General features: G+C 58.9%; 15 protein-coding genes and 1 tRNA gene. 12 read left to right on the top strand and 4 right to left on the bottom strand.

The window, feature by feature from the left end; all coding sequences use genetic code 11:
- The first annotated feature begins 6 nt into the window (after positions 1–6).
- From AB5Y76_RS10745 to AB5Y76_RS10715, 7 genes are all read left to right on the top strand, one after another.
- On the top strand, positions 7–1,104 hold the full coding sequence (locus tag AB5Y76_RS10745) for an extracellular solute-binding protein (RefSeq protein WP_005340709.1): 1,098 nt from the start codon (positions 7–9) through the stop codon (positions 1,102–1,104).
- A gap of 119 nt (positions 1,105–1,223) precedes the next feature.
- Positions 1,224–2,309, top strand: coding sequence for a polyamine ABC transporter substrate-binding protein (locus tag AB5Y76_RS10740; protein ID WP_005355476.1), 1,086 nt, complete (start codon positions 1,224–1,226; stop codon positions 2,307–2,309).
- A 78-nt stretch (positions 2,310–2,387) separates the two neighbouring features.
- A complete protein-coding gene (gene potA / locus AB5Y76_RS10735; RefSeq protein WP_005340704.1) occupies positions 2,388–3,542 on the top strand; it encodes a polyamine ABC transporter ATP-binding protein in 1,155 nt (384 codons plus the stop codon).
- Positions 3,539–4,444 carry an ABC transporter permease subunit gene (locus AB5Y76_RS10730; RefSeq protein WP_005340703.1) on the top strand — a complete coding sequence of 302 codons (906 nt, stop codon included), beginning with the start codon at positions 3,539–3,541 and terminating at the stop codon, positions 4,442–4,444. The genes potA and AB5Y76_RS10730 overlap by 4 nt, the downstream gene beginning before the upstream one ends.
- On the top strand, positions 4,444–5,286 hold the full coding sequence (locus tag AB5Y76_RS10725) for an ABC transporter permease subunit (RefSeq protein ID WP_041202837.1): 843 nt from the start codon (positions 4,444–4,446) through the stop codon (positions 5,284–5,286). The genes AB5Y76_RS10730 and AB5Y76_RS10725 overlap by 1 nt, the downstream gene beginning before the upstream one ends.
- Positions 5,287–5,331: 45 nt before the next feature.
- Positions 5,332–6,036, top strand: a complete 705-nt coding sequence (locus tag AB5Y76_RS10720; protein ID WP_263717989.1) for an MOSC domain-containing protein — start codon at positions 5,332–5,334, stop codon at positions 6,034–6,036.
- Between the two features lie 155 nt (positions 6,037–6,191).
- Positions 6,192–6,268 (top strand) — tRNA-Pro (locus AB5Y76_RS10715).
- A 259-nt stretch (positions 6,269–6,527) separates the two neighbouring features.
- Here AB5Y76_RS10715 and AB5Y76_RS10710 read toward each other — a convergent pair.
- Together AB5Y76_RS10710 and AB5Y76_RS10705 are read right to left on the bottom strand one after the other, a co-directional pair.
- Positions 6,528–7,055 (bottom strand): hypothetical protein, encoded by a 528-nt coding sequence (locus AB5Y76_RS10710; RefSeq protein ID WP_005356927.1) that lies wholly within the window; start codon positions 7,053–7,055, stop codon positions 6,528–6,530.
- Positions 7,056–7,179: 124 nt separating this feature from the next.
- The gene (locus AB5Y76_RS10705) at positions 7,180–7,644 is read right to left on the bottom strand and encodes a thioesterase family protein (RefSeq protein ID WP_042054246.1); all 465 of its coding nucleotides are present in this window, start codon (positions 7,642–7,644) and stop codon (positions 7,180–7,182) included.
- A gap of 133 nt (positions 7,645–7,777) precedes the next feature.
- Between AB5Y76_RS10705 and recQ the strand changes: the two genes are divergently transcribed.
- Positions 7,778–9,613: an ATP-dependent DNA helicase RecQ gene (gene recQ, locus AB5Y76_RS10700; RefSeq protein WP_005355462.1), complete on the top strand. Its 1,836-nt coding sequence runs from the start codon at positions 7,778–7,780 to the stop codon at positions 9,611–9,613.
- 67 nt (positions 9,614–9,680) lie between these two features.
- Here recQ and AB5Y76_RS10695 read toward each other — a convergent pair whose 3' ends face one another.
- Positions 9,681–9,983: a cytochrome c gene (locus AB5Y76_RS10695; RefSeq protein WP_005340687.1), complete on the bottom strand. Its 303-nt coding sequence runs from the start codon at positions 9,981–9,983 to the stop codon at positions 9,681–9,683.
- Positions 9,984–10,088: 105 nt separating this feature from the next.
- Between AB5Y76_RS10695 and AB5Y76_RS10690 the strand changes: the two genes are divergently transcribed.
- From AB5Y76_RS10690 to AB5Y76_RS10680, 3 genes are all read left to right on the top strand, one after another.
- Positions 10,089–11,516 carry a YdiU family protein gene (locus AB5Y76_RS10690; protein ID WP_263717991.1) on the top strand — a complete coding sequence of 476 codons (1,428 nt, stop codon included), beginning with the start codon at positions 10,089–10,091 and terminating at the stop codon, positions 11,514–11,516.
- Positions 11,517–11,526: 10 nt separating this feature from the next.
- Positions 11,527–11,814, top strand: a complete 288-nt coding sequence (locus tag AB5Y76_RS10685) for a DUF3630 family protein (RefSeq protein ID WP_263717992.1) — start codon at positions 11,527–11,529, stop codon at positions 11,812–11,814.
- A 159-nt stretch (positions 11,815–11,973) separates the two neighbouring features.
- Complete coding sequence (locus AB5Y76_RS10680) at positions 11,974–12,648, top strand: 7-cyano-7-deazaguanine/7-aminomethyl-7-deazaguanine transporter (protein ID WP_005340680.1); 675 nt, start codon at positions 11,974–11,976, stop codon at positions 12,646–12,648.
- A 270-nt stretch (positions 12,649–12,918) separates the two neighbouring features.
- Here AB5Y76_RS10680 and rraA read toward each other — a convergent pair whose 3' ends face one another.
- Positions 12,919–13,404, bottom strand: coding sequence for a ribonuclease E activity regulator RraA (gene rraA, locus AB5Y76_RS10675; RefSeq protein ID WP_005340678.1), 486 nt, complete (start codon positions 13,402–13,404; stop codon positions 12,919–12,921).
- 146 nt (positions 13,405–13,550) lie between these two features.
- Here rraA and AB5Y76_RS10670 point away from each other — a divergent pair, with 146 nt between their 5' ends.
- Positions 13,551–15,404, top strand: a complete 1,854-nt coding sequence (locus AB5Y76_RS10670) for a methyl-accepting chemotaxis protein (RefSeq protein ID WP_263717993.1) — start codon at positions 13,551–13,553, stop codon at positions 15,402–15,404.
- Positions 15,405–15,462 lie beyond the last annotated feature (58 nt).

Raw genomic sequence — 15,462 nt, 5'->3', positions numbered from 1 at the left:
AGGATGATGTCTTTCAAAACAGGAGTGATCGCTGCCTCTGTGGCTCTGGTCATGGCAAGTGCCGGAGCAATGGCTGAAGAGAAGGTGCTGCACGTCTACAACTGGAGCGACTACATAGCGCCGGATACCCTGGATAACTTCCAGAAGGAGACGGGGATCAAGGTGGTCTATGACGTGTTCGACAGTAACGAGGTACTGGAAGCCAAGTTGCTGGCGGGTAGTTCGGGCTACGACATCGTGGTGCCATCCAACCCCTTCCTGGCCAAGCAGATCAAGGCGGGCGTGTTCCAGAAACTGGACAAGTCCAAGCTCTCCAACTGGCAAAACATGGATGTCGACCTGCTCAAGGCGCTCGAGCCGAGCGATCCGGGCAACCAGTACTCCATCCCCTATCTGTGGGGCACCATCGGCTATGCCTACAACGCCGAGAAGGTTAAAGCCGTGCTGGGGGCTGATGCCCCGGTCAACTCCTGGGATCTGGTGTTCAAGCCGGAGAACATGGCCAAGTTGAAAGAGTGTGGCGTCTCCTTCCTCGATTCACCGACCGAAATGCTGCCGGCTGCCCTGCAATATCTGGGCTTCAAACCGGATAGCCAGAAACCGGCAGAGCTGAAGAAGGCTGAGGAGCTGTTCCTCTCCATCCGTCCCTATACCGCCTATTTCCACTCCTCCAAGTACATCTCGGATCTGGCCAACGGCAACCTCTGCGTCGCGGTCGGTTACTCCGGTGACTTGCAGCAGTCCAAGGCGCGGGCAGCCGAGGCCAAGAATGGCGTCGCGCTCACCTACACCATTCCGAAAGAGGGGGCAGGCAGCTTCTTTGACATGATCGCCATTCCGGCGGATGCCAAGAACGTCGAGGCGGCCCACACCTTCATCAACTACCTGATGAAGCCTGAGGTGATCGCCAACATCACCAACGTGGTGCAGTTCCCGAACGGCAACAAGGCGGCGACTCCGCTGGTGGATGAGGCGATCCGCACCGATCCGGGTATCTACCCTGATGCGGCTACCCTGCAGAAGATCTACACCTTCCCGGATCTGCCGGCCAAGGTGCAGCGTCTGATGACCCGCAGCTGGACCAAGATCAAGTCCGGCAAGTAAGTAACGAATGCCCCTCCCGGTCCGCAGTTCGGCCGGGAGGGTAGTGATGCCATCCATCCGGATGGGCCGCGCGAATGGATGCGCAGACGGTCAACCACTGAAACAGGAGAACTGACACCGTGAATACAACCAGATTGCTAACCATAGCGCTGACCATGGGATTGGCGAATGTGGCCCAGGCTGCCCCTGTGCTGCACTTCTACAACTGGTCTGACTATATCGGCGAGACTACCCTCAGCGATTTCCAGCAGGCGACCGGGATCAAGACCGTCTATGACGTGTTTGACTCCAACGAGACCCTGGAAGGCAAGTTGCTGACGGGGCGGACCGGTTACGATCTGGTGGTGCCCTCCAATAATTTCCTGGCCAAGCAGATCAAGGCGGGAGCCTTCCAGAAACTGGACAAATCCCTGCTGCCCAATCTGGCCAACCTGGATCCCGTGCTGCTCAAGCAGCTCGACAAGGTGGATCCGGGTCATCAGTACGCGGTGCCCTATCTGTGGGGGACCAACGGCATCGGCTACAACGTCGACAAAATCAAGGCGGTGCTGGGGGTCGACAAGATTGACTCCTGGGCCACCATCTTCGAACCAGAAAATATGGCGAAGCTCTCTCGCTGCGGCGTCGCCTTCCTCGACTCTGCCGACGAGATGATCCCTGCTGCCCTCAACTACCTCGGGCTCGATCCCAACAGTCATGCGACGGGGGATATCAAGCAGGCCGAGGCGCTGCTGCTCAAGGTGCGGCCCTATGTGGCCTACTTCCACTCCTCCAAATACATCGGCGATCTCGCCAATGGCGACATCTGCGTGGCAGCCGGTTTTTCCGGCGACATCCTGCAAGCCGCTGCCCGCGCCGATGAAGCTGGCAAGGGGGTGAAAATTGCCTACAGCATTCCGAAAGAGGGGGGCAATCTCTGGTTCGACATGATGGCGATCCCGTCCGATGCCACCAATGTCAAAGAGGCGCACGCTCTCATCAACTACGTCCTGCAGCCCGAAGTGATCGCCAAGGTCAGCGACTATGTGGGCTACGCGAATCCCAACTCAAGGGCGGGCGAGTTTATGGATGAGGCGGTGCGCAACAATGAGGAGGTATATCCCCCTCAAGCCGTGCTGGAGCGACTCTATGTGCAGGAAGCACATCCCCGCTCGGTACAGCGTCTAATCACCCGGAGTTGGACCAAGATCAAGTCCGGTACCTAACCTTGGTGCCCGTTCGGGGGCGCCAAATCGCTTTTATGGATCGGCCGCAAGGCCGGTATCACGTTGGGGAGTTTGGTAATGGCGATAGCCTCCAGTGCCTACAAGAAAGCCCTCGAGGGCAGTCAGCAGCGCAAAGAAGTGCTGGTGAAAATTGATCGGGTAAGCAAGCAGTTCGACGAAACGCTGGCGGTCGATAACGTATCTCTCAATATTCACAAGGGGGAGATTTTCGCCCTGCTCGGCGGGTCCGGTTCCGGCAAATCGACCCTGCTGCGGATGCTGGCCGGTTTCGAACGCCCGACCGAGGGGCGGCTGTTCCTCGACGGGGTCGACATCACCGACATGCCCCCCTATGAACGCCCCATCAACATGATGTTCCAGTCCTACGCCCTGTTCCCCCATATGACGGTGGCCCAGAACATCGCCTTTGGCCTCAAGCAGGATGGCCTGCCCAAGGCCGAGATCGATGCCCGGGTGGAGGAGATGCTCAAGCTGGTGCAGATGACCCAGTATGCCCGTCGCAAACCGCATCAGCTCTCCGGTGGCCAGCGTCAGCGGGTGGCGTTGGCTCGCTCGCTAGCCAAGCGTCCCAAGTTGCTGCTGCTGGATGAACCCATGGGGGCGCTCGACAAGAAGCTGCGTTCCAAGATGCAACTGGAGCTGGTTGAGATCATCGAGCGGGTCGGGGTTACCTGCGTCATGGTGACCCACGATCAGGAAGAGGCCATGACTATGGCGGAGCGGATCGCCATCATGCACCTCGGCTGCATCGAGCAGATCGGCAGCCCGATGGATATCTACGAGACTCCGGCCAGTCGGCTGGTGTGCGAGTTCATCGGCAACGTCAACCTGTTTGACGGCCTGCTGGTGGAGGATGAGCAGGACCACGCCACCATCGCCTGCGCCGATCTGGAGCAGCCCATCTATGTGGGCCACGGCATCAGCTCCCGCGCCGAAAACAAGAAGGTGACCTACGCCCTGCGGCCGGAAAAACTGCTGATGAGTCTGCAAAAACCGGAGGAGATCGAGCACCCGGACTTCAACTGGACCAAGGGGGAGGTCTATGACATCGCCTATCTGGGCGGTCACTCGGTTTATCACATCCAGCTGCCCTCGGGCAAAATCGTTCAGGCTTTCATCGCCAATGCCGAACGCCACGGCAAGCGGCCAACCTGGGATGACCAGGTGTTCCTCTACTGGGAAGATGACAGCGGCGTGGTGCTGCAATCATGAAGTTCTTGCAACGACTGAAGCGGGTCGGGGGGCGCCGACTGGTGATTGGCATCCCCTTCTTCTGGCTGTTCCTCTTCTTCCTGCTGCCCTTCGTCATCGTGGTGAAGATCAGTTTTGCGGAAGCGGATGTGGCGATCCCGCCCTACACCGACGTGGTGAGCTGGGCCGACAATCAGCTCACCATCCTGCTCAATATGGGCAACTACCTGCTGCTGCAGGAGGATGAGCTCTATATCGCGGCCTATCTGGGCTCCCTCAAGATGGCCTTCGTCAGCACTTTGCTCTGCCTGCTGATTGGCTATCCGATGGCCTACTCCATCGCTCGGGCCAACAAGGAGACCCAGACCGTTCTGCTGCTGCTGATCATGATGCCGACCTGGACCGCCATTCTGATCCGGGTCTATGCGTGGATGGGGATCCTCAGCAACAACGGCCTGCTCAACAGCGTCTTGCTGGGGATCGGGGTGATCGACGAACCGCTGCAGATCCTCAACACCAACCTGGCGGTCTATATCGGCATCGTTTACTCCTATCTGCCGTTCATGGTGCTGCCGCTCTACGCCAATCTGGTCAAACACGATCAGAGCCTGCTGGAGGCTGCTTCTGACCTGGGGGCCCGCAACCTGACTCGTTTCTGGCAGATCACGGTGCCGCTCTCCAAAAACGGCATTATCGCCGGCTGCATGCTGGTGTTTATTCCGGTGGTGGGGGAGTTCGTTATTCCGGAAATGCTGGGCGGCCCGGAGACCCTGATGATCGGCAAGGTGCTGTGGCAGGAGTTCTTCAACAACCGCGACTGGCCGGTTGCCTCTGCACTGGCGGTGGTGATGCTGGCGGTGCTGATCATTCCGATCATCCTCTTCAACCGTAACCAGGCCAAAGAGCTGGAGGGCAAGGCATGATGAAGCGTTTCGGTTTTGCCAAACTGATGCTCTGGCTGGGGCTGCTGTTTATCTACCTGCCCATGATCATCATGGTGATCTACTCCTTCAACGCCTCCAAGCTGGTGACGGTCTGGGGCGGTTGGTCGCTCAAGTGGTATTTCGGCCTGCTCGACAACAAGCAGCTGATCGGGTCTGTGTTCCGCTCGCTGGAGATCGCCTTCTACACCGCGATCGCCGCGGTGGCGCTGGGGACGGTGGCAGCCTTCGTGCTGACCCGAATTCCCCACTTCCGTGGTCGCACCCTGTTCGGCGGCATGGTGACGGCGCCGCTGGTGATGCCCGAGGTGATCACCGGTCTGTCGCTGCTGCTGCTGTTCGTGGCGATGGCCCAGCTGGTGGGCTGGCCCGCCGAGCGGGGCATGCTGACCATCTGGATCGCCCACACTACCTTCTGTACCGCCTATGTGGCGATCGTGGTGTCGGCGCGGTTGCGGGAGCTTGATCTCTCCATCGAGGAGGCGGCGATGGATCTTGGCGCCAAGCCGTGGAAGGTGTTCTTCCTGATCACCATCCCGATGATTGCCCCCTCGCTGGCGGCAGGCGGCATGATGTCGTTTGCCCTGTCGCTGGATGATCTGGTGCTGGCGAGCTTCGTCTCCGGCCCGGGCTCCACTACCTTGCCGATGGAGGTCTTCTCGGCGGTACGGCTCGGGGTGAAACCCGAGATCAACGCTGTAGCCAGCCTGATCCTGCTGTCGGTATCGCTCTTTACCTTCGGCAGCTGGTATCTGATGGCCAGGGCGGAGAAGCGCCGTCGCGCCGAGATCGCCATGACCACCCAGATGCAGGCCGTGGTCTGACGGCATGATAAGATCCGCCTACTCTCGTCAACCTGGAGGATGAGTATGCGGATCTCCCTTTTTAGCGGTCGTGGCACCGAGCTGGTGCCCGGCCTCACCAGTGCCATTCACAAGCAACCGATCTCTGCACCAGTTCGCTGTACCTTTGCCGGTCTGGAAGGGGATGAGCAGTGTGACCTGCGCCACCACGGTGGCCCGGATCGGGCGCTCCACTACTATCCGGCCGATCACTATCTCTGGTGGCAGACCTGGCAAACCGCGCTGAGCTTGCCTGCGCCACGTACAGCCTGGCAACCTGCCGCCTTTGGCGAGAACCTCTCCGGTCTCGGGCTGACCGAGGCACAGGCATGCATTGGCGATGTCTATCGACTCGGCGAGGCGCTGATCCAGATAAGTCAGCCAAGATCCCCCTGCTTCAAGCTCAACCAGCGCTTTGGCTATGGCCAGATGTCGCAGGTGATGCAGCTGGGTGGCCGTTGTGGCTGGCTGCTGCGGGTGCTGGAGGAGGGCATGATCGCGCCTGACACGGCCATGGAGCTGGTAGACAGACCCTATCCCGAACTGACGGTGAAGCGCACGGCGGATATCCTGTTCAATCAGGTGCGCAATGAAGCGGATCTGCTGATGCTGCTGGAGAATCCGGCTCTCTCGCCCAACTGGCGCCAGCATGCAGCCGACTGGCTGGAGCATGGCACTGTGGCTGACTGGCAGCGCCGTCTGCTGGGACCGGCATCCCTGCGCCTGGCCTGACAGTCGGTTACCGGAATGTCACCAGCTGGCTGCAGCCCGGTAAACGGATGAAAAGAGTGCTGAATAGTTGAGCGAACAGCACTTTTTTTCCTGCAAAATGCAAAAAAGGCTTGTGTCAGGTCGGGGCTTTCGGTAAATTCCCGTCCCGCAGACATCGGTGTGTAGCGCAGCTTGGTAGCGCACTTCGTTCGGGACGAAGGGGTCGGAGGTTCGAATCCTCTCACACCGACCAAATTTGAAAAGGCCGCTCAATAGAGTGGCCTTTTTGCATTTCCCTTCCAGTTACTCGGCTTTTCATTAGCTGCTGACCTGTTACCTGGCCAAGTGATCTGACTTGCAGTATGCAGGGTCGAAGCAAGACCACAGACATTAAAAGGGCCACCGTTCGGTGGCCCATCGGTGGAGTCTGATCCTGACTCCGGCACTCTAGATTGTGGCAATCTCGCTATGGGTCTTGTCTATGGTGCCCTCCTTGCGCGCCAGGCGCTTACTCAGATATGCCAGTGCTGATGCCGCAAAGCCTTGAAACTGTGTTGAGGCAGCAAGGCCGCGTGCTTGGGGTACTCACTAATGAAATGTTCTATTCCCTCCATCAGTTGTGCACGTAATGAAATCACGGGCTCATGCCAGGCTTGCAGGCATAAATGGCCGGGGATCAACTGCTCCTGATAATCTTCCAGCAGCTGTTCTGGCCAGGGTTCAATACCGGAATTGCGTTGCAGCAAATAGTGGGCGGCGGGTTCACGGGCATAAATGAACTGAATTTGGGCCAGATCGCGTTGGCATAGCGTTTGACTGTTGATGTGACAGGTCAAATATTTTCCCGTTTTCAGATCCAGAAAGTGACCGCGTTGCCGACAGGGAACGATGCGATACCAAGGCAGGGGTGAGGAGAGAGAATACCCCTCAAGCTCCTGTTCCAACCAGTGGCGACACTCGGGTGTCTGCACCTCGTCGAGCATGGACTCGAGCTGTGTCAACAAGGCTCTGGATGGTTTGATGGCCAGTTTCGCACTCATCGCCTGCAATCCTCCCTCTGCACACAATCCCGACTATCAGTATGGACCTTGTTCGGCCAGAGGGGGTAAGGAATCTAATGATTAAAAGTGGATTAGCCGCGTGGTTTTTATGCACTAACTTGGTTCAACCCACCAGATAGGTTCCTGTGCCGAAGGCGATGTGGGTGCCCTCTTCGTTGTGCAGCTCCATCCGGGCGACGGCCACCTTGCTGCCAGCCCGGATGATGTGGGCGGTGGCGATAAACTCGTTGCCGCGTCCCGGGCGCAGGTAATCCACCCGCAGATCGATGGTGCCTAGGCGGGCGAAGCGCTCCTTGAGATAGCTGGGGGAGAACTCCTCCAGCTCGTCGATGCAGGAAGCGGCGACGATCATGCCGCCCGCCACATCCAGCAGCGTGGCGGTGACGCCGCCATGCAGGATGTTGTGGAAGGGGTTGCCGATCAGCTTGTCGTCCATCTTGATGCGCAGTTCCACCTTGTCGAAGTCGTAGTGGGTCACCTGCATGCCGATCAGCTTGTTGAAGGGCATCTTCTCGGCAAACAGGTTGGCAATGCCACTGAGCGCCATCTTCTTGAGCATCTGTTTCATTCTCTGATCCCAATCCTTGTCATCAAAGCCGAGTAAAAACTCCAGCCAGTCTGCAACAGTTCCTTAACAGTCGCAATGGCAGGTTTATTGTGGGCGGCGGCTGCTTTAGAATGGCGACCCCAAAGGAGAGCCCATGACCGCGATTGCCGAAACCCTGCCAGATCCTCAGCCAGAGAGTCCGCTTGCCCTGCTGCAGGCGGTCTTCGGCTATCAGCAGTTTCGGCCGGGTCAGCTCGAAATCATCGAGCAGATCGTCGCGGGGCGCGATGCACTGGTGCTCAAGCCCACTGGCGGCGGCAAGTCGCTCTGCTATCAGATCCCGGCACTGCTGCGGCCCGGGCTCGGTGTGGTGGTCTCTCCCCTTATTTCGCTGATGAAGGATCAGGTCGACAGCCTGCGCGCCAACGGTGTGGCGGCGGTCTACATCAACTCGGCCCTCAGTCGGGAGGAGATGATCCAGAACTTCGCCGCCATGCGCCGCGGCGAGATCAAGCTGGTCTATGTCTCCCCCGAACGACTGTTGCAGCACGAGTTTATGGATCGGCTGGCCGAGCTGCCGCTCGGGCTGTTCGCCATCGACGAGGCGCACTGTGTCTCCCAGTGGGGCCACGATTTCCGGCCTGAGTATGCGGCGCTGGGGCGACTCAAGCAGTGGTTCCCGCAGGTGCCGGTGGTAGCACTGACCGCCACTGCCGACGAGGCGACCCGCAGCGACATGCTGCACCGTTTGGAGCTCAACGATCCCTTTATTCACACTGCCAGCTTCGATCGCCCCAATATCCGCTACAGCCTGGTGGAGAAGTTCAAGGCGGCCGAGCAGCTGCTGCGTTACGTGCAGAGCCAGAAGGGCAACTGCGGCATCGTCTACTGCTCCAGTCGCAACCGGGTGGAGGAGGTGGCCGAGCGGTTATCCCGCCACGGCTGCAAGGCCGCGCCCTATCATGCGGGGCTGCCGCTCGAGCAGCGTCAGCAGACCCAGGATGCTTTCCTCAAGGATGATATCGAGATAGTGGTGGCAACGGTGGCGTTCGGTATGGGCATCGACAAGCCCAACGTGCGCTTCGTGGTGCACTACGACATTCCGAAGAACATTGAATCCTACTATCAGGAGACCGGCCGCGCCGGTCGCGATGGCACCCCCGCCGAGGCGCTGCTGCTCTACGATCCCGCCGATATCGGCCGGGTGCGCCGCCTGCTCGACAACATCGAGAACCCGCAGCAGTTGCAGGTGGAGCAGTACAAGCTCAACGTGATGGCGGCGTTTGCCGAGGCGCAGACCTGCCGTCGTCAGGTGCTGCTCAACTATTTCGGCGAGTACAACGACAAGCCATGCGGCAACTGCGATATCTGTCTCGATCCGCCCAAAAGTTATGACGGCACCGAAGATGCCCAGAAGGCGCTCTCCTGCGTCTGGCGGGTGGGGCAGAATTTCGGGGTGGGTTATGTGGTGGAGGTGCTGCGCGGTTCCCTCAACCAGCGCATCAAGGATCACGGCCATGACAAGCTGTCGACCTATGGCATCGGCAAGGATCAGAGCCACGAATACTGGATGAGCGTGATCCGCCAGCTGATCCACAAGGGGCTGCTGACTCAGAACATCACTCGCAATCTGGTGCTGCAGTTGACCGAAGCGGCCCGTCCGGTACTGCGTGGCGATGTGAAGCTGGAACTGGCGGTACCCCGCCTGCAGCCTATCTCCAGCCGCAAGGAGAAGCGCAACGGTCTGCTCGACAATGCCAACTATGACAAGCGGTTGTTCAAGGAGCTGCGCGGTCTGCGCAAGCAGATTGCCGAGGATGAAGAGGTGCCGCCCTACGTGGTGTTCAACGATGCGACCCTGGTGGAGATGGCACAGCTGATGCCGATGACCGAGGACGAGATGCTGGCCATCAACGGTGTCGGTCACCGCAAGCTGGAACGTTTTGGCGAAGCCTTTATGGACCTGATCATCGACTACTGCCGTCGTTAGGGTCGATTAGGCAGCCTAATCGACCACGGTAAGCGCGGCTCGGAAGAACCTGGGGTCAGACGCGAGGTTATTTCAGGCTGGCGTAGAAGGCCGCCAGATTGTCGATATCCGCATCGGTCAGCGGCGCCATGAAGGGGTCCATCAAGGGCTCTTTGCGAGTGCCATCCTTGAACGCTTTCAACTGTTTCACCAGATAGGCGGCATTCTGACCCGCCAGATGGGGATAGTTGGGGATCATCGCCTTGCCTTCTACGCCGTGACAGGCGGCACAGACCGCCGCCTTGGCCTTGCCTGCCTCGATATCTGCAGCCTTGGCCTGATGACCCCACGCCAGTGCCAGCAAGGGCAGGGCATATACCCATTTTTGCATCTTCTTCTCCTTGAATTGAAAAATGATGGTTGCCAGTGAGCACAAGCATGGCTGACGGCAGTATAAAGAGTGACACGAGCATACGCAGGGACGAATGGCACAACCATGAAGTTGATCAACACTTTTGCGACCGAGCTGCCTTGGGCCTGTGAACCCGTGGTCCCCCAGCCGCTGCAGCAACCCCGGTTGCTTCATCTCAACCGGACTTTGCTGGATGAGCTGGGATTGGGAGGCGTCAGCGAGGCTGACTGGATCGCCTGTTGTGGTGAGGGAAAAGTGCTGCCCGGTATGCAGCCGGTAGCGCAGGTCTATGCCGGCCATCAGTTCGGGGGTTATAGCCCGCGGCTTGGGGATGGTCGCGCGTTGTTGCTGGGTGAGCAGCTGGCGCCGGATGGTCAGCGCTGGGATCTGCACCTGAAGGGGGCAGGAAAGACGCCGTTTTCCCGCTTTGGCGACGGCCGCGCCGTGCTGCGCTCCAGCATCCGCGAATATCTCGCCTCCGAAGCGCTCCATGCTCTCGGCATCCCGACCACCCGGGCGCTGGTATTGGTGGGGAGTCAGGAGCCCGTTTATCGCGAGCAGGTTGAGACTGGGGCGACTGTGCTGCGCACCGCCCCCAGCCATCTGCGCTTCGGTCATATCGAGTATTTCGCCTGGAGCGGGCAGGGGGAGAAGATCCCGCCACTCATCGACTATCTGCTGCGCCACCACTTCCCCGAACAGGAGAGTGGTGCCGAACTGTTTGCTGAGGTTGTGCGCCGCACCGCGCGGTTGATTGCCAAATGGCAGGCGGTGGGGTTCTGTCACGGGGTGATGAACACCGACAACATGTCGCTGCTCGGCCTGACGCTGGATTACGGGCCATACGGCTTTATCGATGCCTATGTGCCCGATTTTGTCTGCAACCACTCGGATCCGGCGGGCCGTTACGCGCTGGATCAGCAGCCCGCGGTCGGTTACTGGAATCTGCAAAAACTGGCGCAGGCGCTGGCTGGCCATGTAGACTGTGATGCGCTGGCTGCTGCGTTGGCCCAGTACGAACAGCAGCTGATGCTGCACTACTCCGAACTGATGCGGGCCAAACTCGGGTTGGCGATGTGGGAGGAGGATGACCCGGCTCTGTTCCGCGAGCTGTTCCGGTTGCTGGCGGCCCACAAGGTGGATTACCACCTGTTCCTTCGCCGTCTCGGTGAGGTGACGCAAGAGGGGGCGTGGCCTGCGTCTCTGCTGGCCCTGTTGCCTGAACCACTGGGTTGGCAGGCGTGGCTGGAGCGCTATCGGGCGCGGCTAATGCGCGAAGGCAGCGAGGATGCCGTGCGCAAGGCGCAGATGGATGCCATCAATCCCAAGTATGTGCTGCGCAATGCGCTGGCCCAGCAGGTAATCGACGCCGCCGACGCAGGGGATATGCGGCCTTTCGAGCGGCTGTTCGCCGCCTTGCTGCGCCCCTATGATGAACAACCCGAATATGAGGATCTCGCCACCCCGAATCCGGCATGGTATTGCGGTGGTGAGCTCTCCTGCAGCAGCTGAGAGACAGGGAATGAGTTGGCAAATCAAACAGGTAGATAACGAAGCTGGCGTGGTGACGCTGGATTGCCCTGCACTCGACTGGGACACGTTTCCGCTGTTGGCGCAGGTCTTGTTGCGAGAGTGGGAGCTGCAGCCGCTCGAGCAGGATGCGGGGGCCGACCGCCATAGCTGGTTGCTGGAGTTTGAAGAGAGCCAGTTTCGGCTGGAGTATGAACACTACAGCGGCTGCTGGCTGGAGGCGGTGCGCCCGGTGGATCGGGAGGCACTGCTCTGGCTCGCCAGACAGCACAAGGTGTGACTATCGCCTGCAAGGCTAGCTCTGCGGCTGGCCAACCTGGACAAGTGTAATCGCATAAAGATTGAACTATCGGTTTTGGGGCGTATAATCCTGCCCCTCGATTATCGCCAATGGTGGCGATATGGGTTCCCTAACCCCATTAACCAAAAAGGTCACAAGATGAATCTGACCCCTGCGCAGTACCAAACGGCGCTCGTTCGCCTGTCGTTGTTCCACATCCTGATCATTGCCAGCAGCAACTATCTGGTGCAGCTGCCGATCACCGTGTTTGGCTTCCACACCACCTGGGGTGCGTTCAGCTTCCCATTTATCTTCCTGGCGACCGACCTGACGGTGCGGATCTTCGGTGCTGGTCTGGCACGCAAGATTATCCAGACCGTGATGCTGCCAGCGCTGGCGGTCTCCTATGCGCTCTCCGTTCTCTTCTTCGAAGGGAGCTTCCAGGGCGTTGGTCATCTGGCCGAATTCAACCTGTTCGTGGCGCGTATCGCGCTGGCCAGCTTTATGGCCTATCTGGTAGGGCAGTTCATGGATGTGGTGGTGTTCAACCGCCTGCGTCTGCTCAAGCAGTGGTGGATTGCACCTGCGGCCTCCACCCTGTTCGGTAATCTGGTCGATACCATCGCTTTCTTCAGTGTGGCCTTCTGGCGCACCACAGATCCTTTCATGGCAGAGCACTGGGTCGAGATCGCAACCGTCGATTACGTATTCAAGTTGCTGATAAGCCTTGGTTTGTTCGTGCCGCTCTACGGTGTCTTGCTGCGCTACCTCAGCCGCAAGCTGGTGGGCGAGGCCGGATTATCCAGCCTGCAAACGGCCACCCGGCAAGCCTGACCAGATTGACCACCCTTCGCGGTGGTCAATTTTTTTGCACTTTCTGCAAATAGCGCTTGCCTAGTTAAATGAGAATGATTATTGTTAACTTGTTTTCCGGGAAAGACTTCATTCGTTCCAACGTGATGGACTTCTTGTGAAGGCACGACATTGCTCACATTGCTTCCAGTTAAGGGCCAGTTTATCTGGCCCTCTTTTTTTGTCATTTTTCAGCAAGTTGCAGGCATAAAAAACGGGAGCCAAGGCTCCCGTCGTCACTCTGTTTGTGGCTTACTCGATGTCGAGTGCCTCGGGGGAGAGGATCACCCCTGTGGTATCGGCGTAGAGGTGGTCGTCAGGCAGGAAGGTCACGCCACCGAAGTTGACCGGCAGATCGGTCTCCCCTACATCCTTGCTGTCGGCACCGACCGGAATGGCTGCCAGTGCCTGAATACCGATATCCAGATCTTCCAGAATATCGACTTCGCGGACGCAGCCGTAGCAGACAATCCCTTCCCAATCGTTCTCTGCCGCCGTGGTGGCGATGTCGCTGTCGATCAGAGCTCGGCGCATGGAGCCACCGCCATCGATCAGCAAGACGCGTCCCAGTCCGTTCTCTTTGACGAGTTCACGGATCAGGCCATTCGATTCGAAGCATTTGACGGTGGTGATGACGCCGCCGAAAGAGGCGCGGCCGCCGAAGGAGCAGAGCATGGGTTCAAGCACATCCACCATGTCCTGATAGATGTCGCACAGTTCAGAAGTATTGTATTCCATAGTGTCAAATCCACGGCTGGAAACAGGTGCAACCAGTATAAGGAGTGGGTGTGGCATTTCAATGAATATTCCTTGCACAGATCACCTGTCGCCGCTTTTCTGCATAAGCTCAATGCAGTTCACTGCCAGTTTGCGAGAGGTCCATCGTGCTTATCCGTCATAAGTTGATCCTGAATACCGTGCTGGTTGCCGTTGCCATGCTGGTACTGAGCGGCCTGTTTATCTACTCCAGCCAGGTGCACCGTCATCTGACCGAAGCCCAACGTAATATCGACCAGCTGGAGATCGCCATGCTCAACCTGCGGCGGGCCGAGAAGGATTTTCTGATCCGCAAGGATATGACCTTCGTCGAGCGCTTCAATCAGGGGCTGTCAGATTTTCACCAGCACAACCGGGAGCTGCTGACTGATGACAATCTGGCGGCCGTCGAGGGGGAGCTGACCAGACTGGATCAGCAGATCAGCGGTTATGGCAAAGCCTTCAATGATCTGGTGGCCCAGCAGCAGAAGATTGGTCTGGGGCCTGAGGAGGGGCTCTATGGCAAGCTGAGGGCGGCGGTGCATGAGGTGGAGAATGGGCTCAAGCAGCTGGATCAGCAGGGGCTGCTCATCACCATGCTGCAACTGAGGCGGGCGGAGAAAGACTTCATGCTGCGCTCCGATATCCAGTATCTGGAGCGTTTCGAGACCTTGCACAAGAGTTTTCAGGATAGTCTTGCCACTTTGCCGGAGGCGGATCGCGGCAAGCTGGAGCAGGCCAGCAAGCAGTACCGGCAGGACTTTGTGGCGTTGGTGCAGGGGATGCAGGTACTGGGGCTGAAAGAGGATGAAGGGCTGCGCAACCAGATGCGGGATCTGGTGCATCAGACCGAACAGGGGTTTGCCGCCGTCGATCAGCACATTGTCGCTGAGCTGGAGCGGCAGAGCGCTCGCCTCAACAGCCTGATGCTGGTCTGTGGCGGGGTGATTGTGGTGCTGATCGGCATTATGAGCGTGTTGCTGGGGCGCAGCATCGACCGTCCCATTACTCAGGTGAATGATACCGTCAACCGCATTCGTCAGGATAATGACCTGCGCCTGAAGATAGATCTGCGCGGGGCAGATGAAATGGCCCAGCTGGCAGGCAATCTCGACGTAATGCTGGGCGGGTTTCGCGATCTGATCGGCGATGTGAAGCAGAGCGTGCACACCCTGACCGAAGCGGCGGATCACCTCTCGGCCAACGTCAAGCGCACCAGTGAAGGGGCGGCGCGCCAGCTGCAGGAGACCGATATGGTGGCGACCGCGTCCACCGAGATGGGCTCCACCATCGAAGAGATCGCCCGCAACACCGAGCAGGCGGCCAACAATGCACAGGCAACCAACAACAAGGCGATGGAGGGGCGGGCTGCGGTCGAGAATACTGTCGAGCAGATCCGCTCGCTGGCGGACAATCTGGAGAGCTCATCCCGCGAGGTGAGCCAGCTGCAAAAAGAGAGCGAGACAATCGGCTCCGTGCTCGACGTGATCCGTGGTATTGCCGAGCAGACTAACCTGCTGGCCCTCAATGCGGCCATTGAAGCAGCCAGGGCAGGGGATCAGGGGCGCGGCTTTGCGGTGGTGGCCGATGAGGTGCGCAATCTGGCCATCCGTACCCAGAAATCGACCCAAGAGATTGCCGGCATCATTAGCTCGCTGCAGAAACAGACCGGCAGCATCGTCGAGGTGATGGCGACCTGCCGCGAGCAGGGCAACCGCAGCTCGGATCAGGCCAGTACTGCAGGGGAGTTGCTGGGGCAGATCACTCAGGATGTTACCCACATCATGGATATGAGCACCCAGATTGCGGCAGCCATCGAACAGCAGAGTCTGGTGGCCAACGAGGTGAACCGCAACGTCAACAACATCCGCGACATCGCCCAGGAGTCGAGCATCATGGCGGAGGAAAATGCGAGATCCAGCGAGGGTCTCAACGAGCAGGCCCAGCTGCTCAACAAAGCGGTGGCAAAATATCGGGTTTAGTGAGCGGACTGGCATCCTTGTGAGGTTTTTGCACCAGAGTGGCAATGATTTGATCGTA

This window comes from Aeromonas sp. R1-2 (assembly GCF_040908505.1).
GTDB lineage: Bacteria > Pseudomonadota > Gammaproteobacteria > Enterobacterales > Aeromonadaceae > Aeromonas > Aeromonas veronii.
Note: the sequence above shows the minus strand (reverse complement) of the source record. Positions and strands in the feature narration are given on the sequence as shown.

What these genes read in the sequence shown, in the direction of transcription:
- AB5Y76_RS10680 (WP_005340680.1), top strand. Translation starts at nt 11,974, where the DNA reads ATGAATCTGACCCCTGCGCAGTACCAAACGGCGCTCGTTCGCCTGTCG.
- AB5Y76_RS10705 (WP_042054246.1), bottom strand. Translation starts at nt 7,644, where the DNA reads ATGAAACAGATGCTCAAGAAGATGGCGCTCAGTGGCATTGCCAACCTG.
- rraA (WP_005340678.1), bottom strand. Translation starts at nt 13,404, where the DNA reads ATGGAATACAATACTTCTGAACTGTGCGACATCTATCAGGACATGGTG.
- AB5Y76_RS10695 (WP_005340687.1), bottom strand. Translation starts at nt 9,983, where the DNA reads ATGCAAAAATGGGTATATGCCCTGCCCTTGCTGGCACTGGCGTGGGGT.
- recQ (WP_005355462.1), top strand. Translation starts at nt 7,778, where the DNA reads ATGACCGCGATTGCCGAAACCCTGCCAGATCCTCAGCCAGAGAGTCCG.
- potA (WP_005340704.1), top strand. Translation starts at nt 2,388, where the DNA reads ATGGCGATAGCCTCCAGTGCCTACAAGAAAGCCCTCGAGGGCAGTCAG.
- AB5Y76_RS10725 (WP_041202837.1), top strand. Translation starts at nt 4,444, where the DNA reads ATGAAGCGTTTCGGTTTTGCCAAACTGATGCTCTGGCTGGGGCTGCTG.
- AB5Y76_RS10710 (WP_005356927.1), bottom strand. Translation starts at nt 7,055, where the DNA reads ATGAGTGCGAAACTGGCCATCAAACCATCCAGAGCCTTGTTGACACAG.
- AB5Y76_RS10690 (WP_263717991.1), top strand. Translation starts at nt 10,089, where the DNA reads ATGAAGTTGATCAACACTTTTGCGACCGAGCTGCCTTGGGCCTGTGAA.
- AB5Y76_RS10745 (WP_005340709.1), top strand. Translation starts at nt 7, where the DNA reads ATGTCTTTCAAAACAGGAGTGATCGCTGCCTCTGTGGCTCTGGTCATG.
- AB5Y76_RS10730 (WP_005340703.1), top strand. Translation starts at nt 3,539, where the DNA reads ATGAAGTTCTTGCAACGACTGAAGCGGGTCGGGGGGCGCCGACTGGTG.
- AB5Y76_RS10720 (WP_263717989.1), top strand. Translation starts at nt 5,332, where the DNA reads ATGCGGATCTCCCTTTTTAGCGGTCGTGGCACCGAGCTGGTGCCCGGC.
- AB5Y76_RS10685 (WP_263717992.1), top strand. Translation starts at nt 11,527, where the DNA reads ATGAGTTGGCAAATCAAACAGGTAGATAACGAAGCTGGCGTGGTGACG.